The 26,126-nt window shown below is 67.8% G+C and carries 25 protein-coding genes; 14 read left to right on the top strand and 11 right to left on the bottom strand.

The genetic code is table 11. From position 1 onward, the window contains the following. Positions 1-4: 4 nt before the first annotated feature. Complete coding sequence (locus tag ACWPQI_RS23050; RefSeq protein ID WP_474738515.1) at positions 5-838, top strand: mycofactocin-coupled SDR family oxidoreductase; 834 nt, start codon at positions 5-7, stop codon at positions 836-838. Between the two features lie 43 nt (positions 839-881). Beyond that, a complete protein-coding gene (locus ACWPQI_RS23045; protein WP_010594019.1) occupies positions 882-2,126 on the top strand; it encodes a cytochrome P450 in 1,245 nt (414 codons plus the stop codon). Positions 2,127-2,233: 107 nt separating this feature from the next. Here ACWPQI_RS23045 and ACWPQI_RS23040 read toward each other — a convergent pair whose 3' ends face one another. From ACWPQI_RS23040 to ACWPQI_RS23030, 3 genes are all read right to left on the bottom strand, one after another. Continuing rightward, positions 2,234-3,502, bottom strand: a complete 1,269-nt coding sequence (locus ACWPQI_RS23040) for a cytochrome P450 (protein WP_474738514.1) — start codon at positions 3,500-3,502, stop codon at positions 2,234-2,236. Between the two features lie 241 nt (positions 3,503-3,743). After that, positions 3,744-4,175: an acyl-CoA thioesterase gene (locus ACWPQI_RS23035; RefSeq protein ID WP_248957373.1), complete on the bottom strand. Its 432-nt coding sequence runs from the start codon at positions 4,173-4,175 to the stop codon at positions 3,744-3,746. Between the two features lie 20 nt (positions 4,176-4,195). Then, a complete protein-coding gene (locus ACWPQI_RS23030) occupies positions 4,196-4,990 on the bottom strand; it encodes an SDR family NAD(P)-dependent oxidoreductase (RefSeq protein WP_003938443.1) in 795 nt (264 codons plus the stop codon). Positions 4,991-5,152: 162 nt separating this feature from the next. On the opposite strand from ACWPQI_RS23030, the gene ACWPQI_RS23025 reads away from it, so the two are divergent. The 10 genes from ACWPQI_RS23025 (at position 5,153) to ACWPQI_RS22980 (ending at position 15,703) form a co-directional block, all read left to right on the top strand. After that, a complete protein-coding gene (locus tag ACWPQI_RS23025) occupies positions 5,153-6,301 on the top strand; it encodes an acyl-CoA dehydrogenase family protein (RefSeq protein WP_082335501.1) in 1,149 nt (382 codons plus the stop codon). Positions 6,302-6,331: 30 nt separating this feature from the next. Then, positions 6,332-8,269 (top strand): 2-oxoacid:acceptor oxidoreductase subunit alpha, encoded by a 1,938-nt coding sequence (locus tag ACWPQI_RS23020; protein ID WP_010594014.1) that lies wholly within the window; start codon positions 6,332-6,334, stop codon positions 8,267-8,269. Continuing rightward, on the top strand, positions 8,266-9,351 hold the full coding sequence (locus ACWPQI_RS23015; RefSeq protein WP_010594013.1) for a 2-oxoacid:ferredoxin oxidoreductase subunit beta: 1,086 nt from the start codon (positions 8,266-8,268) through the stop codon (positions 9,349-9,351). Before ACWPQI_RS23020 ends, ACWPQI_RS23015 begins: the two co-directional genes overlap by 4 nt. Before the next feature lie 115 nt (positions 9,352-9,466). Continuing rightward, positions 9,467-9,874, top strand: coding sequence for a nuclear transport factor 2 family protein (locus ACWPQI_RS23010; protein WP_003938439.1), 408 nt, complete (start codon positions 9,467-9,469; stop codon positions 9,872-9,874). Between the two features lie 15 nt (positions 9,875-9,889). After that, positions 9,890-11,446: an AMP-binding protein gene (locus ACWPQI_RS23005; protein WP_010594011.1), complete on the top strand. Its 1,557-nt coding sequence runs from the start codon at positions 9,890-9,892 to the stop codon at positions 11,444-11,446. Continuing rightward, positions 11,443-11,910, top strand: coding sequence for a hypothetical protein (locus ACWPQI_RS23000; RefSeq protein ID WP_010594010.1), 468 nt, complete (start codon positions 11,443-11,445; stop codon positions 11,908-11,910). The genes ACWPQI_RS23005 and ACWPQI_RS23000 overlap by 4 nt, the downstream gene beginning before the upstream one ends. Further along, on the top strand, positions 11,907-12,323 hold the full coding sequence (locus ACWPQI_RS22995; RefSeq protein ID WP_010594009.1) for a MaoC family dehydratase: 417 nt from the start codon (positions 11,907-11,909) through the stop codon (positions 12,321-12,323). The genes ACWPQI_RS23000 and ACWPQI_RS22995 overlap by 4 nt, the downstream gene beginning before the upstream one ends. Before the next feature lie 30 nt (positions 12,324-12,353). Continuing rightward, entirely contained in the window at positions 12,354-13,193 is an 840-nt protein-coding gene (locus ACWPQI_RS22990; RefSeq protein ID WP_040271042.1) for a mycofactocin-coupled SDR family oxidoreductase, read from the top strand. A gap of 6 nt (positions 13,194-13,199) precedes the next feature. Next, positions 13,200-13,715, top strand: a complete 516-nt coding sequence (locus ACWPQI_RS22985; protein WP_010594007.1) for a pyridoxamine 5'-phosphate oxidase family protein — start codon at positions 13,200-13,202, stop codon at positions 13,713-13,715. Positions 13,716-13,720: 5 nt separating this feature from the next. Continuing rightward, positions 13,721-15,703, top strand: coding sequence for an oxidoreductase (locus ACWPQI_RS22980; RefSeq protein WP_432793496.1), 1,983 nt, complete (start codon positions 13,721-13,723; stop codon positions 15,701-15,703). Positions 15,704-15,930: 227 nt separating this feature from the next. Here the strand turns inward: ACWPQI_RS22980 and ACWPQI_RS22975 are convergent, their stop codons facing one another. Next, positions 15,931-17,556, bottom strand: coding sequence for a flavin-containing monooxygenase (locus ACWPQI_RS22975; protein ID WP_048771443.1), 1,626 nt, complete (start codon positions 17,554-17,556; stop codon positions 15,931-15,933). Positions 17,557-17,846: 290 nt separating this feature from the next. On the opposite strand from ACWPQI_RS22975, the gene ACWPQI_RS22970 reads away from it, so the two are divergent. Continuing rightward, a complete protein-coding gene (locus tag ACWPQI_RS22970) occupies positions 17,847-18,155 on the top strand; it encodes an EthD family reductase (protein ID WP_003938431.1) in 309 nt (102 codons plus the stop codon). A gap of 80 nt (positions 18,156-18,235) precedes the next feature. On the opposite strand, the gene ACWPQI_RS22965 is transcribed toward ACWPQI_RS22970, so the two are convergent. The 7 genes from ACWPQI_RS22965 to ACWPQI_RS22935 all read right to left on the bottom strand — a co-directional run bounded on the left by ACWPQI_RS22965 (position 18,236) and on the right by ACWPQI_RS22935 (position 25,149). After that, positions 18,236-18,658 carry a nuclear transport factor 2 family protein gene (locus tag ACWPQI_RS22965; protein ID WP_010594004.1) on the bottom strand — a complete coding sequence of 141 codons (423 nt, stop codon included), beginning with the start codon at positions 18,656-18,658 and terminating at the stop codon, positions 18,236-18,238. 31 nt (positions 18,659-18,689) lie between these two features. Continuing rightward, positions 18,690-20,486 carry a flavin-containing monooxygenase gene (locus tag ACWPQI_RS22960; protein WP_017679792.1) on the bottom strand — a complete coding sequence of 599 codons (1,797 nt, stop codon included), beginning with the start codon at positions 20,484-20,486 and terminating at the stop codon, positions 18,690-18,692. Between the two features lie 25 nt (positions 20,487-20,511). Continuing rightward, positions 20,512-21,354, bottom strand: a complete 843-nt coding sequence (locus tag ACWPQI_RS22955) for a mycofactocin-coupled SDR family oxidoreductase (protein ID WP_474738513.1) — start codon at positions 21,352-21,354, stop codon at positions 20,512-20,514. Positions 21,355-21,393: 39 nt separating this feature from the next. Then, positions 21,394-21,939 carry an SgcJ/EcaC family oxidoreductase gene (locus ACWPQI_RS22950; protein WP_048771447.1) on the bottom strand — a complete coding sequence of 182 codons (546 nt, stop codon included), beginning with the start codon at positions 21,937-21,939 and terminating at the stop codon, positions 21,394-21,396. A 106-nt stretch (positions 21,940-22,045) separates the two neighbouring features. Next, the gene (locus ACWPQI_RS22945) at positions 22,046-23,167 is read right to left on the bottom strand and encodes an NDMA-dependent alcohol dehydrogenase (RefSeq protein ID WP_010594001.1); all 1,122 of its coding nucleotides are present in this window, start codon (positions 23,165-23,167) and stop codon (positions 22,046-22,048) included. A 266-nt stretch (positions 23,168-23,433) separates the two neighbouring features. Continuing rightward, positions 23,434-24,174 carry a FadR/GntR family transcriptional regulator gene (locus tag ACWPQI_RS22940; protein ID WP_010594000.1) on the bottom strand — a complete coding sequence of 247 codons (741 nt, stop codon included), beginning with the start codon at positions 24,172-24,174 and terminating at the stop codon, positions 23,434-23,436. A gap of 189 nt (positions 24,175-24,363) precedes the next feature. Further along, positions 24,364-25,149 carry an enoyl-CoA hydratase/isomerase family protein gene (locus ACWPQI_RS22935; protein ID WP_010593999.1) on the bottom strand — a complete coding sequence of 262 codons (786 nt, stop codon included), beginning with the start codon at positions 25,147-25,149 and terminating at the stop codon, positions 24,364-24,366. A gap of 231 nt (positions 25,150-25,380) precedes the next feature. Here ACWPQI_RS22935 and ACWPQI_RS22930 point away from each other — a divergent pair, with 231 nt between their 5' ends. Next, positions 25,381-26,088 carry a FadR/GntR family transcriptional regulator gene (locus ACWPQI_RS22930; RefSeq protein ID WP_010593998.1) on the top strand — a complete coding sequence of 236 codons (708 nt, stop codon included), beginning with the start codon at positions 25,381-25,383 and terminating at the stop codon, positions 26,086-26,088. The last annotated feature ends 38 nt before the right edge of the window (positions 26,089-26,126 follow it).

Raw genomic sequence — 26,126 nt, 5'->3', positions numbered from 1 at the left:
GGAAATGGGTCGAGTAACCGGGAAGGTCGCGCTGGTCACGGGCGCCGCACGGGGACAGGGACGTTCGAATGCCGTCCGCCTCGCGGAGGAGGGCGCCGACGTCGTGATCCTCGACTCCTGCAAGGACATCGACACGGTCGCGTATCCGCTTGCCACCACCGACGACCTCGCCGAGACCCACCGGCTCGTCGAGGCTGCGGGCCGTCGCTGCCTGTCCCGGGTCGTCGACGTGCGCGACCAGGCGGCCCTCGACCTGCTCGTCTCCGACGCCGTCGACGAGTTCGGGCACATCGACATCGTCTGCGCCAACGCCGGCATCGTGAGCTTCACCCCCACCTGGCACCTCAGTGACGAGGAGTGGCAGAACGTCATCGACGTCAACCTCACCGGGGTCTTCCGCACCGTGCGGGCCGTCGTCCCCCGCATGATCGAACAGGGCACCGGCGGCGCGATCGTGCTCACCAGCTCCGTCGCGGCGATCCGGGCGAGCCGCAATCTGGGGCACTACGCCGCCAGCAAGGGCGGGGTGGTCAGCCTCATGCGCACCCTCTCCAACGAACTGGGCGAACACGGTATCCGGGTCAACACCCTCAATCCGGGCACCGTCCGCACGGAGATGATCGAGAACGACGCCATGTACCGGATCTACCGTCCCGACCTCGAATCGCCCACGCAGGCGGACATCGTCGACCACTGCCGTCGGCGCAACGAGCTCGACGTCCCCTGGGTCGAGCCCGTCGACATCAGCAACGCGCTGGTCTGGCTGGCCTCGGACGAGGCCCGCTACGTGACCGGTGTGGTGCTGCCCATCGACGCCGGACTGCTCGCCAAGACCTAGAACCCCGGCTCGCCGCCGAATCCCGACTCGGAAGGAACGCACGATGGAAAGCCCCGCCCGCTGCCCGGTCGTCCACTTCGACCACAACTCGCCCGAACACTCGGCCGACCCGGCCGAGTCGTACCGGAAGATCCGGGAAACCGTCAAGATCGGCTGGACTCCCGCCCACGGCGGCTACTGGGTGCTCTCCGACTACAGCTCGGTCTTCGACGCCGCACGCGACGACGAGACGTTCTCCTCGGCGCGCAGCGAGTACGGCGGCGAGGGACTGTCCGTGGTGATCCCGAAAACCCCGCACCACGATCACATTCCGATCGAGCTCGATCCGCCGGAGTTCCGCAAGTACCGCAGGATCGTCAACCCGGTCAGCGCGCCGGCCGCCGTCGAGAAGATGAAGCCCACGATCGACCGGCACGTCGCGGGCTTCATCGACAGCGTGATCGAGAGCGGCGAGTGCGACCTGACGTCGGTCATCGGGGTGCCCTCCATCGTCACGGTCGAGTGGCTCGGCCTCGACGTCTCGGAGTGGCGCCGCTATTCCAACGCCCACTTCCAGGTGCTCGCCGGGATCCCCGGTACCCCCGAGCACACCCGCGCGGTCGAGGTCGACTTCCCGTACCTCGCCGGCCGCATCGAGCAGACCATCGCCGAACGGCGCGCGGCCCCGAAGGACGACATCATCAGCTACCTCGTCCAGCAGGAGGTCGACGGCAGCCCGATGAACGATCACGACGTGTTCGCGATCGTCGACCTGCTCATCTCCGGTGGCGTCGGCACCACGGCCTCCCTGGTGAGCAACTCGCTGGTCTGGCTCAGCCGCCACAAGGACGTGCGGCAGCGCCTGGCCGACCATCCCGATCTCCTCGATCATGCCATCGAGGAGTTCCTGCGGTACTTCTCGCCGACTCAGGCCCTTGCCCGCACCGTGACACACGACGTCGAGTTCCACGGCTGCCCCATGCGCAAGGGCGACCGGGTGCTGCTGTCCTGGGCTTCCGCCAATCGGGACACGGAGCTGTTCGACAAGCCCGACGAGATCGACATCGAGCGCTGGCCCAACCGGCACACCGCCTTCGGTATCGGTGTGCACCGCTGTGCCGGTTCGCATCTCGGCCGGTACATGTCGCACGCGCTGATCAGCCAGGTGCTCGAACGGATGCCGGACTACGAGGTCGACTACGACGCGCTGCAGCCCTACCCGCGACAGGGCGTGAACACCGGCTACCAGCGCATCCCGGCCACCTTCACGCCGGGCCGGCGGGTACTGACGGATTACACCCTGCAGTAAGGACTTCCGATCCGCGACGGTCCCGGTCGTCCGCGTAAGTATTCGCTTACGCGGACGACCGGCCGTTTCGCGGATCTCGTCGAGGGCTGTGCTCGGGGTGTCCGGTCTCAGCCGAGGGCGCCCGTCGGTTCGAACTTCACGCGGAGCTCCGGGATGCTGCGCGTGTACAGGCCTTCCTCGTGCGGGACGAAGCCGTCCTGGTACTCGATCGAGTCCATCGTGTCGAGCACGAGGTTCAGCGCGATGGTCATCTCCGTCTTCGCGAGCATCGAACCCACGCAGAAGTGCCGGCCGAGAATGAACTGCACGTGGTTGGCCGCGCCGCTGAAGGCCCGATCGACGTTGAGATCGGTGCGGAAGATGTCGAACTCGTCCGGATTCGAGAAGTGGCGCTCGTCGCGGTTGGCGGCCGCGAGCATCATGATGCACGTCGCCCCCGCGGGAATGGTCGAGTCCTCGATCTGCACCTCGTCCTCGGTCTGGCGCATGATCATGTGGACGGGTCCGGAATAGCGCAGTGTCTCGGCGATGACGCGGTCGGCGAGACTGCGGTCCTCGCGGACGGCCCGCATCTGGTCGGGGTGGTCGATGAGATTGCGGATCATGCTGGCGATGGCCTTGTCCGTCGTCTCACCACCGGCGACGAGGAGCAGGCTGACGAAGGCCTTGATCTCCTCGTCGGACATCTGCTCACCGTCGACTTCCGCGCGGCACAGGCGGGAGAGCAGGTCGTCGCCGTCGCCGGAGCGTCGTTCGCGGATGATCGGCAGCATGTACTCGCGCAGCTCGACGTGGGTGCGTTCGGCGGCGGCGTTGATCTCGGGGTCTCCGGCCAGGTTGTTGAGGTAGGCCATGATCGAGAAGTACCAGGTGCGGAACCGCTCGTGATCGCTCTTGGGCAGGCCGAGCATGTCGACCATCACGTTGATGGGGAACCGGCTGGTGAACTGGGAGACGAGTTCGGCCTCGCCCTGTCCGGCCACCTCGCCGAGCAGCTCGCCGGCGTTGCGGGCGACGATGCCGCCGATCAGGTCGGCCGCGTTGTGCGTGATGGCCGGCATGAACTTCTCGAGTCCGTTGCCGCGGAAGAACGGGTTGAGCAGCGCGCGGTGCGTGGAGTGCTCGCGACCTTCCATCTGCAGAATGGTGCGCCCGTGGATGGGCTCGAGCTGCCATTCGTAGTTGCGGCTGGAGAACTTCGGGCTGCGGAAGGCCTCGGCGCAGTCGGCGTACCGGCTGATGAGGTAGCTCTCCGTGGCTTCGTGGCGCAGGGCGGGGTAGTGGTCGCGCAGTACGCGGTGGAACGGGTAGGGATCGGCGAGGAACTCGGGGGAGAGGATGTCGGGGGCGGTGGGGCGGGGTTCGACTGCGGTCACTCTGGAATCTCCTGATCGTCGAATCGAGGGGTCGAGCAGGATCGGTGCCGGCAGGCACCGGTCGGGGTCGTGCCGCTCCGCCGAGGGTCTGGGGCCGGAGGTGGAAGTGATCCGGATCACTAAGTGCTGATAACTATAAATACGATTTGAATGATGTCAATGGATTTCGGTGAAACGGGTTCTCGACGAGAACGGGCGTCCACCCTGAAGGGTGGACGCCCGTTTCCGGAAGCGACGGTGATCAAGCCGATTTCGGTGGCTCCAGCGTGTGGAGGGCGGCGAGCAGTCGTTCGGGAATCTGCGCCTTCTTCCCGTCCGCGCCTCGCACGGCGAACGTGATCTTGCCGTGCGCGACGAGTTCGTCGCCGCGCTGGAAGTCGAATCCGAGCGCATACGACGTGGTGCCGAGGTGGTCGAGGACGACCGTGCAGGTCAGTTCGTCGAACACCTCGCAGCTGGTGAGGTACTGGCACTCCGACTTCAAGCCCACGGTGTAGACGCCGATGGTGTCGAGCATCGTGTGGCTGTCGAGGCCGAACGAGTGCAGCCAGACGCTGTACGTCCGTTCCATCCACGGGTAGTTGATCGCGAAGTACGAGATGCCTACGGCGTCGCAGTCGCCGTAGGCGAGCTGGAAGCGCTGCTGGGTGACGGCGGTGGTGGCGGTGGTCATGTCTTGTCCTTCCGGGCGGATCAGGGGTGGCCGCCGTCGACGGTGACGATGGAACCGGTGGTGAAACTCGAGGCGTCGCTCGCGAGGTACAGGGCCGCGCCGACGATCTCGTCGGGCTGGCCGCCGCGCTTGGCGGCGAAGCTCTGCGCCCGCCGCGAGAATGCCTCCATGTCCCAGGAGTTGCTCACGTCGGTGAGGAAGGTACCGGCCATGATCGCGTTGCTGCGCACCGTGGGACCGAACGCGTGCGCCATGCCGATGGTAACGGCGTTGAGTCCGGCCTTGGCGGCGGCGTAGGGCAGGATGTCGGGCCTCGGGTGGACGGACCCGGCGCTGGAAATGTTGATAATGGATCCGCCGTCACCCTGCGCCATGCGGGTTCCCACGAGTGCCGCGAGCCGGAACGGGCCCTTGAGGTTCACTCCGACCACCTTGTCGAACAGTGTTTCGCTGACGGTGTCGAGGCTGTCGTACAGCGGGGACATGCCCGCATTGTTGATCAGGACGTCGATCTTCCCGAAGTGGTCGTAGGCCGCGTCCACGAGTTCCTCGATCGACTCCCACCTGCCGACGTGGAACGAGTGCGCGAGGGTCTTGCGGCCCGTCTCCTCGGTGATCTCGTCGGCGGTGGCCTGGCACGAGGCCAGGTCACGGCTGGCGATGACGACGTCGCAGCCGGCCCGGGCCAGCCCGAACGCCATGGCGCGGCCGAGGCCCCGGCTGCCGCCGGTGACGATCGCGGTGCGGTCGGTGAGATCGAACGCGCGCGTGGGGTCGAATCCCGGGCGGGTCCGGCCGGTCGTTGAATCGGTCATCGAATTCCTCCGCTGGTCCTGGTTGACGGTACCCAATTCCTTGCTATTGTGATCATAGATTAGCGGATAGTGATCCAGTTCACGACAATGGCCGAGACCGCACCGAGTCACAGCACCGTGGCGCCCCCGGTGAGCGGACGCATCGCCAGAACGGAGTACAAGGTGAGTGACGACCAGCAGGACCTGTTCGCCCTGCCGCAGCGATACCTCGACCTCCAGCGGGAAGCCCGCGACCTCGCGGCCGAGTGCGCCGACATCGCCGCGCGTGCCGACGAGGCGGACAGTTTCGACCCGGACGTCCGCAAGCGGCTGACCGCGTCCCGTCTCACCGAGGTCGTCGTGCCGGCCGCCTACGGTGGCCGCTTCGAGAAGGTCGACTCCCTCGCGGTGACCATTGTGCGCGAGGCCCTCGCCGCCGAGTCCGCTCACCTCGACTCCATGTTCGGTATGCAGGGCATCGGCAGCTACTGCATCAGCGTCGGCGGGTCCGAGGAACTCAAGGCGGAGTGGCTGCCCAAGGTGGCCCGGCTCGAGGCGGTGGCCGCGCTCGGCCTGACCGAGCCGCACGTCGGATCCGATCTCAAGGCCCTCAGCACCACGGTCGTCGAGCGCGACGGCAAGCTCGTCGTCGACGGCCACAAGTCCTTCATCACCAACGGCGGCGACGCGGACTTCTACAGCATCCTCGCCCGCGAGGGCGACGGATACTCCCTCGTACTGGTCCCGGCCGACGCGCCGGGCCTGCGCATCGAGCACCCGCACCAGATCATCGCGCCGCACGTGCTCAGCGACGTCATCCTCGAGAACGTCGAGGTTCCGGTGGGCAACCGCATCGGGGAGCCGGGCAAGGGCTTCGGGCTCGTCCTCGCCACCCTCGCGACATTCCGCGTGTCCGTGGCCGGCGCCGCGGTCGGCGTGGCCCAGGCCGCGCTGGACGAGGCCGTCGCCCATGCCAAGTCCCGGGAGGGCTTCGGGGTCAGCCTCGCGCGCCTGGGGTCGGTGCCCGAGCACCTCGCCTCCTGCTGGACCGACATCGAGATGGCGCGCTCGCTGACCTACCGCGCGGCCGCCGCCTCGGCCCGCGACGCCCGCGCCAACCTGCACCTGTCGTCGATGGCGAAGGTCGGAGCGACCGAGGCGGCGGCCCGCGTCGTCGACCGGTCGGTGCAGATCATGGGCCGTTTCGGGCTCGTGCGCGGCGGCAAGCTCGAACGTCTCTACCGGGAGGCGCGTCCCATGCGGATCTACGAGGGCTCCACCGAGGTGATCTTCGATTCGCTGGCCAAGCAACTCGTGAAGGAAGCCCCGTAGGGGCAGAATGCGGACCAGAGGCAGGAACCCATGACAACGGACGCGAACACCACCAAGCTGGAGCGAGTCGTCATCCGCTTTGCGGGCGACTCGGGCGACGGCATGCAGCTGACCGGTGACCGCTTCACCTCCGAGGCGGCCGCGTTCGGCAACGACCTCGCGACGCAGCCCAACTTCCCCGCCGAGATCCGGGCGCCCCAGGGCACCCTGCCGGGCGTGTCGTCGTTCCAGATCCAGATCGCGGACCACGACATCCTCACCGCGGGTGATCGACCGGACGTCCTCGTCGCGATGAACCCGGCGGCACTGAAGGCGAACATCGACGACCTGCCGCGCGGCGGCACCGTCATCGTCAACACCGACGAGTTCACCAAGCGCAACCTTTCCAAGGTCGGCTACGCCGCCAACCCGCTCGACGACGGCAGTCTCGACGAGTTCGTGATCCATCAGGTTCCGATGTCGAGCCTGTCGGTGGGGGCGGTGGAACCCGCCGGCCTGAGCCGCAAGGACGGCGAGCGCGCGAAGAACATGTTCGCGCTCGGGTTGCTGTCGTGGATGTACAACCGGCCGGTGGAGCGGATCGAGGAGTTCCTGCGCACCAAGTTCGCCAAGAAACCGCAGGTCGCCCAGGGCAACCTGCTCGCGTTCCAGGCCGGGTGGAACTACGGCGAGACCACCGAGACGTTCGCGACGACGTTCGAGGTGGCCAAGGCGGACCTGCCGGCCGGCACGTACCGGCAGATCACCGGCAACACCGCACTGGCCTACGGTCTGGTGACCGCCGGTGAGCTGTCCGGGCTCGAGGTGTTCCTCGGGACGTACCCGATCACCCCCGCCTCCGACATCCTGCACGAGCTGACCAAGCACCGCGGTCTCGGCGTGACCACCTTCCAGGCGGAGGACGAGATCGCCGCGATCGGCGCCGCGGTCGGCGCCTCTCTAGGTGGCGCACTCGGTGTCACCAGCACCTCCGGCCCGGGTCTGGCCCTCAAGAGCGAGGCCATCGGCCTGGCCGTCATGACCGAAATCCCGCTCGTCGTGATCGACGTGCAGCGCGGCGGACCGTCGACGGGCCTGCCGACCAAGACCGAGCAGTCCGATCTGCTGCAGGCACTGTACGGACGCAACGGCGAGTCGCCCGTCGCCGTGCTCGCGCCGCGCTCACCGGCCGACTGCTTCGCCACGGCCGTCGAGGCGGCCCACATCGCCCTGACGTACCGGACGCCGGTCCTGCTGCTGTCCGACGGCGCCATCGCCAACGGCTCGGAGCCCTGGCAGATCCCGCAGGTCGACGAGCTCGCCCCGATCGATCCGAACTACGAGACCGGCCCGGACGCCGCCGGCACACCCCTGCGTCCCTACGCGCGGGACCGCGAGACCCTCGCCCGTGCCGTGGCGATACCCGGGACTCCCGGCCTCGAGCACCGGCTCGGTGGCCTCGAGAAGGCGAACGGCAGCGGCAACATCTCCTACGATCCCGCCAACCACGATCTGATGGTGCGCCTGCGGCAGGCGAAGATCGACGGGATCGCCGTCCCGGACGCCGAGGTCGACGATCCGTCGGGGCAGGCCGAACTGCTGATCGTGGGCTGGGGCAGTTCCTACGGCCCGATCGGCGAGGCGTGCCGCCGCGCCCGGCGCCGCGGCACCGCGGTCGCCCACCTGCACCTGCGGCACCTGAACCCGTTGCCACGCAACCTCGGTGAGGTGCTCGGCCGGTATCGCACGGTGATCGCGCCGGAGATGAATCTGGGGCAGCTGACGAGTGTGCTGCGGGCGCGCTACCTGGTCGACGTCCAGCCGGTGACGAAGGTCGAGGGTCTGGCCTTTCTCGCCGACGAGATCGTCGACGCGATCGATGCCGCGCTCGCCGGCACCCTACGCGAGTTCGAAGACGCCAAGACCACCGCGGCGCTGGCTGCGGCCGAGTACCGGCCGGCGCCGGACCGCGAGGAGGAATCGGCATGACCGAGTTGATCAGCCGGGTGGGCACCGATCTCGGACTCAGCGCGACCGCGCTCGTCCCGACGACCGACACCCCGCAGAAGGCCAAGGACTTCACGAGCGACCAGGAGGTGCGCTGGTGCCCGGGTTGCGGTGACTACGTCATCCTGGCCGCGATCCGCAACTTCCTGCCCGAACTCGGGCTGCGCCGCGAGAACCTGATGTTCGTCTCGGGCATCGGCTGCTCGAGCCGGTTCCCGTACTACCTCGACACCTACGGGCTGCACTCCATCCACGGCCGCGCGCCGGCGATCGCGACCGGCCTGGCCGTCACGCGGCCCGACCTGTCGGTGTGGGTGGTCACCGGTGACGGCGATGCCCTCTCGATCGGGGGAAACCATCTGATCCACGCGCTGCGCCGCAACGTGAACCTCACGATCCTGTTGTTCAACAACCGGATCTACGGGCTGACGAAGGGGCAGTACTCGCCCACGTCCGAGGTCGGGAAGGTCACCAAGTCCACCCCGATGGGTTCGGTGGACCACCCCTTCAACACGCTCTCCCTCGCACTCGGTGCCGAGGCCACCTTCGCGGCCCGGGCGCTCGACTCCGACCGCAAGGGGCTCACCGACGTGCTGCGCCGCGCGGCCGAGCACCGGGGCACCGCGTTCGTCGAGATCTACCAGGACTGCCCGATCTTCAACGACGGATCGTTCGACGTGCTGCGCAAGGAGGACGCGGAGCAGCGGGTGATCCCGCTGCGCCACGGTGAGCCGATCGTCTTCGGTGCGGAGGGGCAGAAGTGCGTCGTCCGTGACGGATTCGGTCTGCGTGTGGTGGACACGGCGTCGGCCGATCCGGGATCGATCGTCGTGCACGATGCGCACGCCGACGACCCGGAGTACGCGTTCGCGTTGTCGCGACTGTCCGATCAGAACCTCGACCACACGGTGTTCGGCGTGTTCCGCAGCGTCGCCCGCCCGACCTACGACGACCTCGTGCGCGAGCAGAACGAGAGCGCCCGCACCGGCGAGTCCCGTCGACGAGACTCCTTGCAGTCCTTGCTGACCGGGCACGACACCTGGACCGTGTCCGAATCACGCTGAGCGTCGTCTCCCGGCGCGGAAACCGGGGTCTTCGTACCCCTAGACAATGCGCATGATTAGTATAAAGTGACTGTCATCACATCTCCCTCCCCTCCCTTCGGCAGGAGTAGTCGTAATGTCGCTCAGGAACGAAATCGAAAACGCCCTCGCCCGCTACGCTCTCGCCTACGACGACGGCGACATGGACGGTGTCGAGCGGGTCTTCGGTGAAACCGCCGTGTTCACCATGAAGATCGGCGACGGCGACCTCATCGGGCCGCTCAACGGACGCGAGGAGATCATGGGCCTGTTCCGCGGAGCCCACGAGTCCCAGACCGACCAGCGGCGTCACATCACCACCAATCTGCTGATCGACGAGATCGACGAGAAGAACGTCCGCACCGTGTCGTACCTGCTCATCACCTCCGCGGAGAACGGTGCCCTCCGGGCCCTGTCCACCGGCAAGTACGAGGACGAATGGACCAGGAGCGGAGGCGACTGGGTGCTCACCAAGCGGCACATCGCCCTCGACCTCCCGTACTGAGCCTCCGGAGCCACCATGACGATGAACCAGGGCCTCATCCCCGCCAAGTGGGCCGCCCTCACCCCGAACCGCATGGCGTTGTACGACGTCCCCAACGACCGGCGCATCACCTTCGCCGCCCTCGACGAGCGCGTCCGGCGCCTGGCGAACGGACTGCGCGGTCTCGGCCTCGAGAAGGGCGACCGGGTCGCCGTCCTGACCAAGAACAGCATCGAGTTCCAGGAGCTGTTCTTCGCCGTCGGTCGCGCGGGACTGATCCTGCAGCCGCTGAACTGGCGGCTCGCGACCCCGTCCCTGCTCGGGCTCGTCGCCGACGCCACCCCGAAGGTGCTCATCACCGCGTCCGAATTCCGTCCCGTGGGCGAGGAACTGAGCCGATCCGCCTCGGTCGGCCACTGGCTCGAGTTCGGTCCGGGGGGTAACGGGACGTACGAGGAGCTGCTCGCGAGTTCCAGCCCGGCCGAACCGATCTGGACGCCGAGCGTCGGGGGAGACGACCCGTTCTTCATCCTCTACACCGGCGGCACCACGGGAGAATCCAAGGGTGCGCTGCACTCGCACACCAGCGCCGCCGCCGGCATGCTCAACCAGACCGTCGCCGAGCGGGTCGTGCCGACCGACGTCTACATGCTCACCGGCCAGATGTACCACATCCCGGTGGTCCTCTCGATGAACTACATGAAGCACGGATGTCCGGTCGTGCTGGTCAATTTCGAGGCCAAGCAGGCGCTCGAGATCATCGAGTCGGAGCGGGTCTCGGCGTTCCTCGGCATCACCACGATGCTGAACTGGATGATGGCCGTGGAGAACTTCGACTCCTACGACCTGTCGAGCCTGCGCAACATCCAGTACGGCGGCGGCCCGATGCCGTCCGCGATCGTCCGCAGCGCGCTCGAGGCGTTCCCCTGCACCCTCATCCAGGGGTACGGCCAGACCGAGGGCACGACCATGTCGTTCCTGTCCCAGGAGGACCACCTCGACGCGGTCAACGGCATCAACGAGCACCGGCTCAAGTCCTGTGGCCGGGAAGGCTTCGGCACCACCATCCGGGTCGTCGACTTCGACGGCAACGAGGTCCCCAAGGACGGCAAGACCCCCGGCGAGATCGTGGTCCGCTCCGAAGCCAACATGCTCGGCTACTGGAACAAGCCGGAACTGACCGCACAGACCCTGCGGGACGGCTGGATGTGGACCGGCGACGTCGCGGTCTGGGACGAAGACCACTACGTCTACATCGTCGACCGGGCCAAGGACATGATCATCTCCGGCGGCGAGAACATCTACAGCATCCAGGTCGAGGAGGCCATCGGCGCCCACCCCGCCGTCCTCGAATGCGCCGTCATCGGCATCCCCGACGACGAGTGGGGCGAGGTCGTCAAGGCCGTCGTGGTCCTCAAGCCCGGGCAGACCGCCACCGAACAGGAGATCATCGACACCGCCAAGCGGAACCTGGCCTCCTACCAGAAGCCCCGTTCGGTGGACTTCGTCGACGCCCTGCCGAAGGCGCCGACCGGAAAGATCATGAAGCGGGACCTGCGGGCCCCGTACCTCGAGACGACGGCGGCCCGATGACCGTGGACACCGGACGCCGGGTGCCGACCGAAGCCGAGCTCGCCGACCTCGTCGGCACCCGCTTCCCGGGCGGGCAGGCCACGCTCGAGCCGTGGTGGGTGCACCTCGTCCTCGACAGCATGCTCGCCGACCCCGCCGACGGCGGCGCGCACCCGGTGCTGGTGTTCCTCGTCGCCACCGGCGCGATGGGCTGGAGCTGGGACGAGTTGTTCGCCGTGTTCGGGGCCACCGAGGCCGACGGACCGATGGCCGGCGAGACCGAGACGGTCGTGCACCGGCCGCTGCGCGTCGGCGGCACCTACCGCGTCTCGGGCGAGATCGTCTCCGCGACGCGCAAGGTGGGCCGGCGCACCGGCGTCTTCGACATCGTCGGCTACCGCCTCGACCTGCACGGTGAGGACGGGGCGCTGTGCGCCTCCACCACCAACTCGATCGTGTTCCCCCGCCGAGGAGAAATCTCATGAAACCGGCTGTCGGGCAGCAGATTCCCGAACGTACCGTCGATGCGGTGGATCCGGCCCGGATGAAGACCCTCTCGGCGCTCATGCGCGACCCGAACCCGATCCATTTCGATCGGAACGCCGCGGCTGCGCTGGGCCTCGGGGAGCGCACGGTCAATCAGGGGCCGAGCAACATCGCCTACGTCGTGTCCATGCTCGGGTCCTGGGCCGGCGGCGTGGACCGGGTCACCGGATACCGGTTCCGATTCCTCGGCAACGTGTTCGAGGGGGACCGGCTGCGGGCCGCAGGGGTGGTGACCGACGTCGAGGACACCGCCGACGGCCTCCTGGTGCGCTGCGATCTCACGCTCGACGTCCTGGGCGGCGCGCGCGTTCTCGAAGGCACCGGGACCGTCCTGGTCCCCGCCGATCACTAGACATCGTTTTCCACGAGAGGAGCGTCAACCATGGCAGGACGAGTAGAAGGCAAGGTCGCGTTCATCACCGGGGCCGCCCGCGGCCAGGGCCGCAGCCACGCGCTGCGGCTCGCCGAGGAGGGCGCCGACATCATCGCGGTCGACATCTGCGAGAACATCGACACGGTGACCCCGTACTACCCGCTGGCCACCGAGGACGAGCTGAAGGAGACCGTCCGGCTCGTCGAGGCCCTCGACCGCCGGATCGTGGCCCACCGCGCCGACGTCCGGGACCGCGCGGCGCTGCAGCGCGCCTTCGACGACGGGGTGGCGCAGCTCGGCGGCGTCGACATCGTGGTCGCCAACGCCGGCATCGCCACCTACGGCCGTTCGTGGGAGCTCACCGCCGAGCAGTGGCGGGACATGATCGACGTCAACCTCACCGGCGTCTACAACACCGCCGTCGTCGCGATCCCCACGATGATCGAGCAGGGCCGCGGGGGTTCGATCATGTTCACCAGTTCGATCGGCGGACTCAAGGGCATCCAGCAGGTCGCCCACTACGTCTCGGCCAAGCACGGCATCGTCGGACTCATGCGCACCATGGCGAACGAGCTGGGCCCCTACAGCATCCGGGTCAACACCATCCACCCGACGAACGTCGACACCATCATGATCCAGAACCCCGGGACGTACGGGATGTTCTCGCCCGGGGATCCGGAGCCGTCGCAGGAGAAGGCGATGCCGGGGTTCATGTCGCTGAACACGCTGCCGGTGCCGTGGGTCGAATCGATCGACATCAGCAACGCGGTGCTGTTCCTCGGCAGCGACGAGGCGCGGTACGTCACCGGAGTCACCTTCCCGGTCGACGCCGGCGCATACGTGAAGTGATGTGAGATGGCCGTCGGCATCGACGACAACGAGGACCTGCGCACGCTACGGGTCGACGAGGACGGCATCGCCGAACTCGTAGCGGCGCAGACCGAATGCACCTTCGCCTTCACCACCGCGGCCGGGTGGCCGGCCGGGGTGGTGATGAGCTACCTGCACCACGGCGACCGGTTCTGGCTCACCGCCGCGAAGGACCGCGCCCACGTCCGGGCAGCGACGCGCGAACCCCGCGTGACGCTGGTGGTCTCGAATGCCGGCACCGGACTGCCCGGCAGGAGGATGCTCGCGGTCCGCGGCCGTGTCACCGTCCACGCCGACGCGGAGACCAAACGCTGGTTCTACCCGGCGTTCGCGGCGCGCCATGCTCCGAACGATCCCGAAGCCTTCCAGCGCCTGCTGGACAGCCCGAACCGAGTCGTCCTGGAAGTCCGTCCCGTCCGAATCGCGGTCAGTCACGACTCGACCAGGATGCCGGGCGACGGACGCGGCGGCTCGCTCGGGCCCCGACCGAACAAGGGGTGAACGAAATGACCGCGGATCCGGACTCCGCCTACGCCCATCTGCTCTCGCCGTTCCAGATCGGCCCGATGAAGCTGCGCAACCGCGTGGTGCTGCCGCCGCACGCGTCGGCGATCGGCAACATCTTCGGGTCCGAGGCCGACGCCGAACGCAACCTCGCCTACTACGTGTCCCGGGCCCGGGGCGGAGCCGCATGGTTCGACAGCCTCAGCGCCTGGGTGCCGAACACCGGCGTGATCCCGGGGTTCGAACCCACCGGCGTGGGTGCCACGGTCGAAGGCCACTACAGCCTGCCGTTCTTCGTCGAACGGGTGCAGGCCTATTCCGATGCCCTGCACGCCGAGGGTGCGGTGGCGACGGGGCAGATGGTGCACCAGGGCGGTATGCCGCACGGCGCGTCGTCGGTCCTGAGCGCCCCGGTGATCAACAACGTTCCGCACAAGCTGAACCGGGACGAGATCGCCTACTTCGTCGGTCAGTACAAGTTCTGTGCAGAGCAGGCCCAGAAGGCACGTCTCGACGGCGTCGAACTCCACATGAACCACGACGATCTGCTGGAGTACTTCCTGTCGCCGCTGACCAACAAGCGTGACGACGAGTACGGGGGCTCGATCGAGAACCGTTGCCGGTTCCCGGTCGAGGTGCTGCGGGCCATCCGCGACGTGATCGGATCGTCCATGGTCATCGGCATCCGCCTGAACCTGCGCGAGGAGGTGCCGGGCGGATACGACATCCACGGCGCCGTCGAGATCGCGCAGTACCTCGAGAGCACCGGACTCGTCGACTACTTCCACGGCGTGGTGGGCAGCCCGTGGGGCAACCCGTCCTACATCCAGCCGCACTTCTACGAGGCCGGTCAGTGGAGCGATCTCGCCGGGCAGCTCAAGCGGGCGGTGTCGCTGCCCGTCGTGCACACGGGCCGGATCAATCACCCCGATGTCGCCGAACGGATCCTCGCGGCCGGCGACGCCGACGTCGTCGGCATGGCTCGTGCGCACATCGCCGAGCCGTCGATCGTCGAGAAGGTCCGCACCGGCCGCGTCGACGAGATCCGGCCCTGCGTCGGCGGCAACGAGTGCATCAGCCGCCGCTACGTCGAGGGGCTGCCGTTCGGCTGCGCGGTCAACCCCGTCACCAGCAACGAGGTCGACGGGCCGTGGCCCACCGTGACCGACCCCAGGCGCGTGCTCGTCGTCGGCGGTGGTCCGGCCGGCATGGAGTTCGCGGCCCTGGCCCGGGAGAAGGGCCACGACGTGGAGCTGTGGGAGGCGTCCGACGTGCTCGGCGGCCAACTGCGCACCGCGATCAACGCCCCCACGTACGACATGTTCGAAAAGTACATAGACTGGCAGCAGCGCCGGCTCGAGCGGGCGGGCGTGAAGGTCGCCTACCGGCACGCGGCGACGAAGGCGGAGATCGAGTCCGCGGGATTCGACGTGGTGGCGGTCGCCACCGGCTCCACCCGCCGGATCCCGGACATCCCGGGTGTCTACGGCGACAATGTCGCCGACATCCGCGACGTCCTCAACGGCGACGCCGTGGTCGGCAAGCGGGTCCTGATCGTCGCGCAGGACGACCACATGCCGCCGCTGTCGCTCGCCGACTTCCTCACCGATCGCGGGCACGACGTCACCGTCGTCTACGCGACCCAGGTCGCGGGGCAGCTGCTCGGCCGCTACATCGTGGGCGCGATCCTCGGGCGCCTCGACGAGAAGGGCGTGCAGTACCGGTTCATGGAGGACGTCGTCGAGATCACCCCGACCGGGGTCGTCACCCGCAACGTCTATTCGGGGCGCACCTACCAGGTGGACGGCTTCGACTCGGTGGTGCTCGCCTGCGGTGGCATCGGGGACGCCGACCTGTACGAGAGCATCAAGGACGGCCCGGCGGCCGAGGGCGAGCGGGAGGTGCACATTCTCGGTGACGCATACGCGCCGCGGCGGCTGGTGTTCGCCACCCGTCAGGCGTACGCGCTCGCGAAGCTGATCTGACGGACACCGAGACGGGGGTGCGGGCTTCGGGCCTGCACCCCCGTTTCGGTGTCCGTCGGCGATGAGCGGGATGTTGCTGCGTCGAGCGGGAGGTTGTCGTCGTCGCGTCTCGCGTTTCGGCGCGAGATCCTCCCGCTCGGTGCGAGATCCACCCGCGCGATACGAGCGACGCAGCGAAAGGCGCCGGGCGATCGCTGGTCGCGATCGCCCGGCGCGAGGCCCCGACATCAGGCCAGGACGAATCCCTTGAAGTCCGCGTCGCGGACCTCGTTCCACGTCTGCTCGTAGAGCACGATGCCGCCGGCGTAGGGCATGAAGATCTGCGGCTTGCCGGGGATGTTCTGCCCGCGGTACCAGGATCCGGACTCACCCTGCGGCCACAGGGTCATGTTCGCGATCTCCTCCACGGTCTCGACCCACTGGTTCTGCGCCTCCTCGGTGGCCTCGATCGTGGTCAGTCCGTGCTCGCGCATGTGATCCATGGTCTCGACCGTCCACTCGACGTGCTGCTCGATGGCGGTCACCATGTTCGACAGCACCGACGGGCTGCCGACGTTGGCGATGATGAACATGTTGGGGAAGCCCGCGGTGCCCAGGCCCAGGTGTGTCTTCGGGCCCTCCTGCCACGCCTCCCGCAACGGCAGACCGCCGCGGCCGCGGATGTCGATCTGCGTGAACGCGCCGGTGAAGGCGTCGAACCCGGTGGCGAGCACGACGGCGTCGAACTCGTACTCGGTGCCGTCGGCGAGATGCATGCCGTGCTCGGTGAAGCTGTCGAGGGGCTTCTTCCGCAGGTCGACCAGTTCGACGTTGTCGCGGTTGAACGTCTCGTACCAGTCCGTGCCGATGACGGGCCGCTTCGCGCCCATCGGGTAGCCGAACGGCTTGAGGCTGTCCGCGACGTCCGGATCGTCGACGATCTCGTCGACCTTGGCCCGGACGAAGTCGCACACCGAGTCGTTGGCCCGCTGATCCACCATCAGGTCCGCGAACGCGCCGAGGAAGGCGATGCCGCCGCCCTGCCAGCGCTTCTCGTACTCGGCCCACCGCTCGTCGTCGCTGACGTCGTACGCGGCCTTCGGGTTGTCGTCGCGGATGCAGCCGGCGGCGGCGGTCCGGCAGGCCTGGCGCCGCGCGCGGTAGTTCGCCTTGACGTTCGCGACGAACTCCGGGTCGAGCTTGTGGTTGCGGGCGGGAATGACGAAGTTGGCGGTGCGCTGGAGGACGGTCAGCGTGCCGGCCTGCTTGGCGATCTCCGGGATGGCCTGCACCCCGGAGGAACCCGTACCGACCGCGGCGACCCGCAGACCGGTGAAGTCCACCCCCTCCTCCGGCCACGCGCTGGTGCGGTAGATCGGTCCCTGGAACTTGTCGAGGCCGGGGACGTCGACGTCCTTCGGTACCGACAGGCAGCCGACGGCCATGAGGCAGAACCGAGCGACGTACTCGTCGCCCCGGTCGGTGCGGACGTGCCACTTCTGCTCGCCCTCGTCGAATCGGGCTTCGGTGACCGTGGTTTCGAGCCGGATGTCGCGGCGCAGGTCGAACCGGTCGGCGACGTGCGAGAGGTACGCCTGCAGTTCGGGCTGCGACGGGTAACGCTCGCTCCACTCCCACTCCTGCTCGAGATCCTCGTCGAACCCGAAGGAGTAGTCGTGGCTGTCCACGTCGCAGCGGGCGCCGGGGTAGCGGTTCCAGTGCCAGGTGCCGCCGACCTCCTTGCCCTTGTCGAGGGCGACGGCGGTGTAACCGTGGCGGCGCAGCTTCCACAGCAGGTACAGGCCTGCGAAGCCCGCGCCGACGACGACGGCATCGACCTCGGTAGCGGCGGTGGGGGTGGGAGTTGCAGTCATCGGATGGCCTCTCTGACTGGGGATTCGATCGGATGTGCCGATGTTGCCGCCGGACTCGCGGATTCGGTGGGTCCGGCGGGAGCGTGATCCGCCCGGCTGATCGGCCGGCGCGGAAAAAAAGTCTGTGACGGGTATCACTCTATCAATGCGAATGGATATAATCAAAGACGGAAAGCGAATATATGTGGCGGGCTTTCCTGCCTTCTTGCTGCGTGCGGGACCACTCCACCATCCCGCGTGCGGGTCCGCCGCCCGGAGAATGTCCGAACCCATCATCGAAAGAGGTCCACATGTACCGACTCGTCGCCGCCTACAACCACCCCGAGGATCCCGAGAAGTTCCTCGACCACTACCGCAACGTGCACTCCAAGCTCGCACTGAAGCAGCAGGGCATCCGGAACTACGAATGGGGTGTGTGCTCCACTCCCGACGGCAGCACCCCGCCGCACTTCCTGGTCGCGGTCTGCGACTGGGACAGCAAGGAAGCCATGCTCGCGGACATGGCGTCGCCGGAAGGACAGCAGGGCGCAGCCGACCTCGAGAACTTCGCGCAGGCCGGCGTCTCGTTCGACTTCTACGAGATCACCAAGGACATCTGATCGGGGATACCCGACCGGGACACGCGACCGGGGTGGGGACTGCGAAGTCCCCACCCCGGCCGCGTATCTCGCCGTCGTGGTCAGGCGTCGAAGCCGTCCATCTGCGGCGTGGTGAGACCCGTGATGATCCGCTCGGCGATCTTCCAGCCGTCGGCGGTGCGGACGTAGCGGTCCTCGTTGAGTGCGATCGCCTTGATGGCGGCGCCGTTCTTCATCTCCGCTTCGGAGAAGACGTAATTCGTACCGGTGGCGTGGTCGTCGTCCTCGAAGTCGATCACGTGATTGGTGATGATGTGGAACTGCTTGTCCACCGCCTGTGCGTCCCGCTCGAAGAAGTCGAGGATCTGCTCGTGGCCCTCGTACCGGGTCAGGCCCACGGCGCTGGCGTCCCACACCCCGTCGGGTGCGAACGCGGACAGGGCTTCCTTGGGGTCGAACCGGTCGAGACCCCGGGCGTAGAGGTGGGTGACGCGGATGATCTCGTTGATGTCGTCGGCGCGCATGTGTCGGTCTCCGTGTACTCGAGGGGATGGGTCAGGGAACGGACGGCAGGTCGATGCCGTCCAGGTCGGCTCTGATCTGCAGTGCGAGGTACTTGTTGTAGATCCGGGCGAACGTGAGATTGCCGCCGCTGAACCAGAACCGGTCGTGGCCGGAACGTCGCCACACCGACCGGATCTCGCCCTCGTCGTCGAGGCCCCAGACCGGTCCGCACCGGTCGGCGACCGCGTCGCCCAGGACGCGGCGGGCAGTGTCGAGAATGCCCCGGAATCCGGTGGCGAACACGACGGTGTCGGCGGGCAGGACGGTGCCGTCCGACATCATGACACCCTCGGGGACGAATCGTTCGACGGTCTTCCCGGCGACCAGCCCGATCGACCCGTCCGCGACGAGCCGCGAGGCGCCGACGTCGATGTAGTAGCCGCCGTTGCGGGTGAGGAAGAGGTTCATCGCTCCGGTCCCGCCGTCGCCCAGGTGATGGCGGAATCCCCGGGCGCTCAGGGCATCGAGCAGATCACGATCGATGTCGGCCATCGCCGCGACCGCGGTACGCAGACCGTCGACGAATCCCTCGTCCCGTCGCGCGAACGACGCCCCGACGAGGTCGGCGATCTCGGTGGGTGCGGTGTCCTCGCCGTAGGCCGGCTTCAGCATGACGTCGACCACGGTGGTGCCGCCGACGACGTAGGTCGGACCCCGCTGGACGAGGGTCACGTTCGCGCCGGTGTTGTAGAGGTCCTGCGCGATGTCGTGGCCGCTGTTCCCGGTGCCGATGACGACGACGTTCCGGCCGCTCCGTCGGGGGTCCGTCGCGTACCGGCCGGAATGGAGCAGTTCGCCCGCGAATTCTCCGGTCCCGGGGATGTCCGGGACGAGCGGCTCGGTGCCGCTCAGTCCGGTGGCCAGGACCACGTGCTGTGGATGCAGTACGCGCCGTTCGCCGCCGCGGTCGAGGAGCACCTCCCAGCGCCTCGTCGCCGGATCGTACGAGGCACTCACCAGTTCCGTGCGCGTCCACACGTTCAGTTCCAGGGCCCGGGCGTAGATGTCGAGCCAGTCACCCATCTTGTCCTTCGGGGTGAACACGGGCCAGGTGGGTGGGAACGGCATCATCGGCAGATGGTTCGACCACACGGGGTCGTGCAGCACCAGCGAGTCGTACCGGTTGCGCCAGTTGTCGCCCACGCGCTCGTTGCGTTCGACGACGAGCGTGTGCACGTTCATCGCGCCCAGGTAGGCGGCGAGTCCGAGGCCGGAATGCCCGGCACCGATCACGAGGACGTCCGGATCCCGGTCGGCGCACTCGTTCGCGAGACGGCGGCGGTCGCCCCAGTGGGCGGTGACGCGTTCCCCGGGTTCCGGGGCGCCGATCGGACGACGTTCTCCGACAGCCGGTTCGGCCCCGGCGAGACTGTCGAGGGCCGTCAGCACGGCGATCGCTCGCCAGCGGTCCGTCTCGTCCGGGGTCAGGCGCGCGACGCCACGGACCTGTCCGAAGCGGACGGTGAGGCGGAAGAGCAGCTGTATCACCGGCGGACCGTCGCCGGTGGGCAGCAGAACCGGCGGGGCGGCGGAATCGAGTGCCTCGTCGCGGACCTCGAGGTCCGCCGCGCCGGTGAGCAGCGGGCGGATCGCCGATTCGCCGTGCAGGCTGCGCAGATCACCGGTGAAGGCGAGCAGGTCGCGCCACCATGCGTCGGTGGCGAGAGCATCCGGATAGTCGCCGGTACCGCCCGACCGGAGTGCATCCGCGAAATCCGCGAGCCAGCGCTCGGCGACCTCGGCGGGGCGGGCGGGATCGAGACGCGGGGTGTCGAGTCTTGCGGTCATGGGGTCTCCCGTTCGTCCGGCCGGATCAGCGCAGGGTGTAGCCGGCGTCGACCTTGAGTTCGGTGCCGGTGACGTACCGGGCCTCGTCGGAGGCGAGGTAGAGCACCGCGTTGGAGATGTCGATCGGTTCGATCCACGGCACGGGCAGGACGTTGGTGGTGGCGAAGACCGGTGCGGCCTGTTCCTGCGTGGGATGTTCCACGTCCGGGAGGAACAGCCGGAAGCAGGATTCGTTCAGGATCATGTCCGTGGCGACGCCGGTGGGATGCACGGTGTTGACGCGGATGCCGTGCGGCCCCAATTCCAGTGCCAGCGTGCGCATCAGGCCGACCACGGCGTGCTTGCTCGCGGTGTAGGGCGCCACGTTCGGCGTGCCCTTCAGGCCTGCGGTGGAGCTGGTGATGACGATCGAGCCACCGGTGCCCTGCTCGATCAGGTGCGGGGTGACGGCCTTGCAGGTGTGCCACACGCCCTTGAGGTTGATGTCGAGGACGTCGTCCCAGTCGCGTTCGGTGACGAGGTGCGTCTCGTCGCCGAAGAGGAAGATCCCCGCGTTGGCGGCGACGATGTCGATCCGGCCGAGTTCGGCGATGCCCTCGTCGACGACGGCCTTCACGGCGTCGAAGTTGCGGACGTCGGCCTTGCGGGCGATGATCCGGCGGTCGAGGGCCTCGACGGCGCGCACCGTCTCGGCCAGGTCCTCCTCGGTGGCGCCGGGGTAGAAGCGGGTGACGCTCTCGATCTCCTCGGCGACATCGAGAGCGATGATGTCGGCGCCCTCCTCGGCGAGGCGGATCGCGTGACTGCGTCCCTGGCCGCGGGCCGCCCCCGTGATGAACGCGACCTTACCTGCTACCCGTCCTGTCATAGCTGCTCCTTCGGGGCCGCCGACGGGCCCGATCCGCCGTCAGCGGTAGGTGTTCCAGGTGGGAGCCGACTCCGGATAGTCGGCTTCGGTGTATCGGGTCTGGGGCCACCGAATCCGTTTGGTGGTACGGAAACTCGAGCCCATCGACTCGAACGGTACCGCGTACATGAACGATACGGTGCGTCTTTCGAAAAGCCATGTGCTGTCCCGCCGCACGTACCGGTCCCGATAGCGGAAGGCGGTCATCATCAGCGTGTCGTGGACGGCCAGTTCGGCGTGGCCGGTCATGATTCCGCTTGCGTGCGAGTCGTCTTCGATCGTGACGAGGTGGATTTCGGGGGTGTGCAGCATGGTGTGGTAACGGTCCATGCTGGAGACGTAGAAGGGGCGGATCTGCTCACGGCCGCACAGTTCGGTGCCGGCGACCGCGAAGACACCGTCCTCGGTGAACATCGACAGGACGGCGTCGATGTCGTGGTCGTCGACGGCCAGGGCGTAACGCCCTGCGAGATCCCGGATCTCGTCCTTGGCGACGAGGCGGCTCAGGGCGGCGGAATCGAGGTCCGCGAGGTTCGAGGCAGTCATCGGCTCTGTTCCTGTCGGAGGTACACGGACGGGCCGGGACGGAGTGTCGATTCCGTCCCGGCCCGGGTGCCGGGCGCGGATCACCCGCGCAGTCGCGCGTGCCGATCTAGTCGTCGTACATGATGACGCCGCGGATGTTCTTGCCGTCGCGGAGATCCTTGAACGCGGTGTTGATGTCCTCGAGCTTGTAGGTCTTGGTGACCAGCTCGTCCAGCTTGAACTCGCCGCGGCGGTACATGTCGGCGATGAGCGGGATGTCGCGGCGCGCCGTCGTGGTGCCGTACAGGGTGCCCTGCAGGCGCTTGCCCGACATCGCGAAGGTGAACAGGTCGAACGGCACGTCGCGCTGGGTGACCGGCGCCGCCGAGGTGAGCACCAGGGTGCCGCCGCGACGGGTCATCTCCTGGGCGGGGTTCAGCAGGTGCCCGTAGGCGATGTCGACCGTGATGATGACGACGTCGGCGCCCTGGCCGTCGGTGAGCTGATCGACGACCTCGCGGCACTGGTCGAAGTTCTCGGTGGTATGGGTGGCACCGAAGATCTTCGCCTGGTCGCGCTTGAACTCGACCGGGTCGATCGTGACGATGTTCTTGGCGCCCTTGTGCCGGGCGCCCTGGACGGCGTTCATGCCCACACCGCCGGTGCCGATGACGACCACGGTGTCACCGAGCTGGATGTCGGCCGCGTAGACGGACGATCCCCAGCCGGTGGGCACGCCGCAGCCGATGAGTGCGGCCTTGTCGAGCGGGATGTCCTTGCCGATCTTCACGCACGAGTCGATGTTGACCACGACGTACGGCGAGAAGGTGCCGAGGTAGGAGAACGGGCCGACGCCCTGGCCGCGGGCGTGGACGCGGTGCGTGCCGTCGGGTGCGTAGCCCGCGAGCACGCCGGCACCCATCTCGCACATGTTGGAACGGCCGATGGTGCACATCTTGCAGTGGCCGCAGGACGGCAGGAAGGACAGGACGACGTGGTCGCCGACCTCGAAACCGGTGACGTCCGGGCCGAGTTCCTCGATCACACCGGCGCCTTCGTGGCCACCGATGATCGGCGCCCAGTCGAGGGGGATGTCGCCGGTGTCGACGTGGTCGTCACTGTGGCAGATGCCGGAGGCGGCGAGCTTGACCCGCACCTCCCGGCTCTTCGGGGGATCGATCTCGATTTCCTCGACGCTCCAACCGGACCGGGTTCCCGGCTCCCACAGCAGCGCTCCGATGGTCTTCATGGCTTCTCCTCGTGACGGGGTGAAGGCGCGAGCGGCGGCCGGGGCAGGGCTCCGGCGCGGGCTCGACGGATGTGATCGCGATGTGTGCATGTGATCGCTATCACCATAACCATACGCATGGATATAAGCAATAGCGCGAGGGAAGCGGGGCGCGGGAGGCCGGGCGGGCGGCGGGACGGCCCGCAACGACGGCGGGCCCGCGCCGAGCCGGTGCTCGGTGCGGGCCCGCTGGGGTCCGTGTCGCCGGACGTCGCCGGCGGTCGTGGTCAGCCGCCGAGCGCCTGGTTCCAGGGCAGGACCTGGCTCAGGAGTTCGGGGAACTTGCGCTCGGCGTAGCGGACGTACTCGTTGATGTGGTCGCGCATCCGGTCCTCGGACAGGTCCGCGTCGTGCGAATTCAGCGCCTCGTAGATCTGCGTGTGCGCCTTGAGCGTCGTCTCCCGCAGCGGGGCGGGATGGTCGACGCCCATCACCGTGCCGCCGGTGATCCGGAGCAGCGCGTCCGTCAGGTAGCCGAAGAGCGCGTTGCCGGTGGACCAGGCGATGACGTCGTGGAACTGCTTGTTCGTCTCGAGGAACGTGTCGATGTCCGCGGTGTCGAACGACTGCTGCATCCGGTCGACGGACTGCTTCAGCTCCTGCAGGTTCTCGTCGCTGATCCGCTCGGCGGCCAGGCGGCAGATGACGGGCTCGAGGGCGGTGCGCGCCTCCACGATGGTGTTGAGGGAGGCGTTCTGGAGCTGCATCAGCAGGATGATGGTGCTCGCCAGGTGGGACGCGTCGGGGTCGAGGAGGACGGGACCGCCCTTGGGTCCCGGCTTGAGGGCGATCATGCCCTGGAACTCGAGCAGCCGCAGTCCCTCGCGCAGGGTCCCGCGGCCGATCTGGTACTCCTCGAGCATCGCCTTCTCCGGGGGCAGCAGGTCCCCGGGCTGCAGACCTTTTCGCGCCGTATCCCGGACGATCTGCTGGGCTACCACCAGCGACGTCTTCGGGCCTCTCGACATTGCAGCCACGAAAGCCTCCTCAGCCTCTCGGCCTCCTGACTTCCGGGAAGCGGAGGCTCTCACGGCGGAGCGGGTGCTCGCCGTGTCGGCGGATCGGCTGGGCGACGTCCCCGGTCGATCCGAAATGTGCACTGTACTCATTGTGCACGCGATTGTGCACATTGATGTGCACCATTATCGAACGTGTGTCTATTCGGCGGGCGGGAACTGCGGCTTGCGCTTCTCCAGGAATGCCTGCGCGCCCTCGACCATGTCGGCGCTGCCGATCGCCTGGACGAGCATGCCGAGGCCGTTGCTGAAGGAGTCCCGGGCGGAGTTCCACCAGATGTTCGAACTGACCTTCGTGATCTCGAGGTACCGCGGGCTCAGTGCCTCGAACTCGCGGCACAGCGAACGGACGGATTCCTCGAGGAGTTCGTCGTCGACCACCTCGTTCACCAGTCCCATCTCGTACGCGCGCTCGGCCGGGTAGCGCCGGCACAGCAGCGACAGTTCCTTGGCGCGCTTCTCGCCGATCTGAACGCCCATCACGTTCGTGGCGCCGCTGACCGGAGAACTACCGACGCGGGGGCCGGTCTGCCCGAAGGTCGCCGAGCGGGCGGCGACGGCGAGGTCGCAGGCCACCACCAGCTCGTTGCCGCCGCCCGCCGCGGCACCGTTGACGGCCGCGACGACCGGACGGGGGCAGGTGCGGATCGCGTCGAACAGTTCGAGCGAGGACCGGTAGAGACCGCGCAGTTCCTTGACGGTCGGCTGACTGAGCTGTCCGAGCGACCCGCCGGCGCAGAAGCTTCCACCGGATCCGGTGATGACCACCGAGCGGTATTCGGTGGCGTTGTGGAGCGCGTCGACCATGACCGCGCACATCTCGGCGTCGAACGCGTTGCGGCGCTCGGGCCGGTTGAGCCGGATCCACAGGCTCGAGTCGACCGAGTCGAGAACGACGCTCGTGGTGGTGGAGGCGGGGCTGCTCATCGGAACTCCTTCGATCGAGGTTCACGGTTCGGCTGGGCTGGGTACCTGGGAGATGCGGCTCGCTCGGCGCATCTTTTCCGGCCCGACACACGAACTGTACGTTATAATCGTTAGCATTATTTTGGCTCGGCGGGAAGTGGGGAGTGTCCGCTCCGGACGGCGTTCCCGAGCCGGCGGGCGCTCCGGGGAGGAGAAGGCGCGATGATCACAGGACGGGCGCCCAAAGCGGCCATGGTGGTGGCGCAGCACATCATCAGGGACGCGACCAGGCAGAATCTGGCGGCGGGCGATCTGCTGCCGTCGGAGCGGATCATGCTCGAGAAGTACGAGATCGGTCGTGGCACACTGCGGGAAGCCCTGCGATTGCTGGAATTCCAGGGGGTCATCGCTCTCAAGCCGGGACCGAGAGGCGGGCCGGTGATGCTGGACCCCGACGCGTCCCATCTTGCGAGTTCGCTCATCCTCCTCATGCAGCTCAAGGACGCCCCGTTCAGCGTCATCATCGAGGCGCGCACCGCCCTCGAGCCGATGATCAGCCGGCTGGCCGCCCAGCGCATCAGCGGCGAGACGCTCGTCGATCTGAAGGAAACCATCGACCGGATGCACGGATCGCTCGGTGACCAGCACGAGTTCCTCGAGGCGAACAAGAGCTTCCACGACCTGATCGCCTGGTCCTCGGGCAATCCGCTGTTCGGGTACATGGTCGATTCCCTGCTCGGCATCATGGACGGCACGGCGGTCGGCATCGACTACCCACCGCACCGGCGCGAGGCGATCATCGTCGCGCACACCCGGATCTACGAGTCGCTCTCCCAGGGGGACGAGATCGGCTCCGAGGAACGCATGCGCGACCACATCAACGCCTACCGGCGGTATGCCCAGCGCAAGTACCCCGACCTGCTCGATCAGGTCATCCAGTGGGACCGCGCACTGGGCTGAGGCCCACCGCGGGCGCAGGGCTGACGCGCACCGCAGGC

The sequence above is a fragment of the Rhodococcus sp. LMD genome (assembly GCF_056108245.1).
The sequence above is the reverse complement of the archived record's forward strand: the minus strand, read 5'-3'. Positions and strand labels throughout refer to the sequence as shown.

What these genes read in the sequence shown, in the direction of transcription:
- ACWPQI_RS23050 (WP_474738515.1), top strand. Translation starts at nt 5, where the DNA reads ATGGGTCGAGTAACCGGGAAGGTCGCGCTGGTCACGGGCGCCGCACGG.
- ACWPQI_RS22980 (WP_432793496.1), top strand. Translation starts at nt 13,721, where the DNA reads ATGACCGCGGATCCGGACTCCGCCTACGCCCATCTGCTCTCGCCGTTC.
- ACWPQI_RS22960 (WP_017679792.1), bottom strand. Translation starts at nt 20,486, where the DNA reads ATGACCGCAAGACTCGACACCCCGCGTCTCGATCCCGCCCGCCCCGCC.
- ACWPQI_RS22990 (WP_040271042.1), top strand. Translation starts at nt 12,354, where the DNA reads ATGGCAGGACGAGTAGAAGGCAAGGTCGCGTTCATCACCGGGGCCGCC.
- ACWPQI_RS22930 (WP_010593998.1), top strand. Translation starts at nt 25,381, where the DNA reads ATGGTGGTGGCGCAGCACATCATCAGGGACGCGACCAGGCAGAATCTG.
- ACWPQI_RS22975 (WP_048771443.1), bottom strand. Translation starts at nt 17,556, where the DNA reads ATGACTGCAACTCCCACCCCCACCGCCGCTACCGAGGTCGATGCCGTC.
- ACWPQI_RS22970 (WP_003938431.1), top strand. Translation starts at nt 17,847, where the DNA reads ATGTACCGACTCGTCGCCGCCTACAACCACCCCGAGGATCCCGAGAAG.
- ACWPQI_RS23015 (WP_010594013.1), top strand. Translation starts at nt 8,266, where the DNA reads ATGACCGAGTTGATCAGCCGGGTGGGCACCGATCTCGGACTCAGCGCG.
- ACWPQI_RS23030 (WP_003938443.1), bottom strand. Translation starts at nt 4,990, where the DNA reads ATGACCGATTCAACGACCGGCCGGACCCGCCCGGGATTCGACCCCACG.
- ACWPQI_RS23020 (WP_010594014.1), top strand. Translation starts at nt 6,332, where the DNA reads ATGACAACGGACGCGAACACCACCAAGCTGGAGCGAGTCGTCATCCGC.
- ACWPQI_RS23045 (WP_010594019.1), top strand. Translation starts at nt 882, where the DNA reads ATGGAAAGCCCCGCCCGCTGCCCGGTCGTCCACTTCGACCACAACTCG.
- ACWPQI_RS22965 (WP_010594004.1), bottom strand. Translation starts at nt 18,658, where the DNA reads ATGCGCGCCGACGACATCAACGAGATCATCCGCGTCACCCACCTCTAC.
- ACWPQI_RS22935 (WP_010593999.1), bottom strand. Translation starts at nt 25,149, where the DNA reads ATGAGCAGCCCCGCCTCCACCACCACGAGCGTCGTTCTCGACTCGGTC.
- ACWPQI_RS23035 (WP_248957373.1), bottom strand. Translation starts at nt 4,175, where the DNA reads ATGACCACCGCCACCACCGCCGTCACCCAGCAGCGCTTCCAGCTCGCC.
- ACWPQI_RS22950 (WP_048771447.1), bottom strand. Translation starts at nt 21,939, where the DNA reads ATGACTGCCTCGAACCTCGCGGACCTCGATTCCGCCGCCCTGAGCCGC.
- ACWPQI_RS23005 (WP_010594011.1), top strand. Translation starts at nt 9,890, where the DNA reads ATGACGATGAACCAGGGCCTCATCCCCGCCAAGTGGGCCGCCCTCACC.
- ACWPQI_RS22940 (WP_010594000.1), bottom strand. Translation starts at nt 24,174, where the DNA reads ATGTCGAGAGGCCCGAAGACGTCGCTGGTGGTAGCCCAGCAGATCGTC.
- ACWPQI_RS23000 (WP_010594010.1), top strand. Translation starts at nt 11,443, where the DNA reads ATGACCGTGGACACCGGACGCCGGGTGCCGACCGAAGCCGAGCTCGCC.
- ACWPQI_RS22985 (WP_010594007.1), top strand. Translation starts at nt 13,200, where the DNA reads ATGGCCGTCGGCATCGACGACAACGAGGACCTGCGCACGCTACGGGTC.
- ACWPQI_RS22995 (WP_010594009.1), top strand. Translation starts at nt 11,907, where the DNA reads ATGAAACCGGCTGTCGGGCAGCAGATTCCCGAACGTACCGTCGATGCG.
- ACWPQI_RS22955 (WP_474738513.1), bottom strand. Translation starts at nt 21,354, where the DNA reads ATGACAGGACGGGTAGCAGGTAAGGTCGCGTTCATCACGGGGGCGGCC.
- ACWPQI_RS23010 (WP_003938439.1), top strand. Translation starts at nt 9,467, where the DNA reads ATGTCGCTCAGGAACGAAATCGAAAACGCCCTCGCCCGCTACGCTCTC.
- ACWPQI_RS22945 (WP_010594001.1), bottom strand. Translation starts at nt 23,167, where the DNA reads ATGAAGACCATCGGAGCGCTGCTGTGGGAGCCGGGAACCCGGTCCGGT.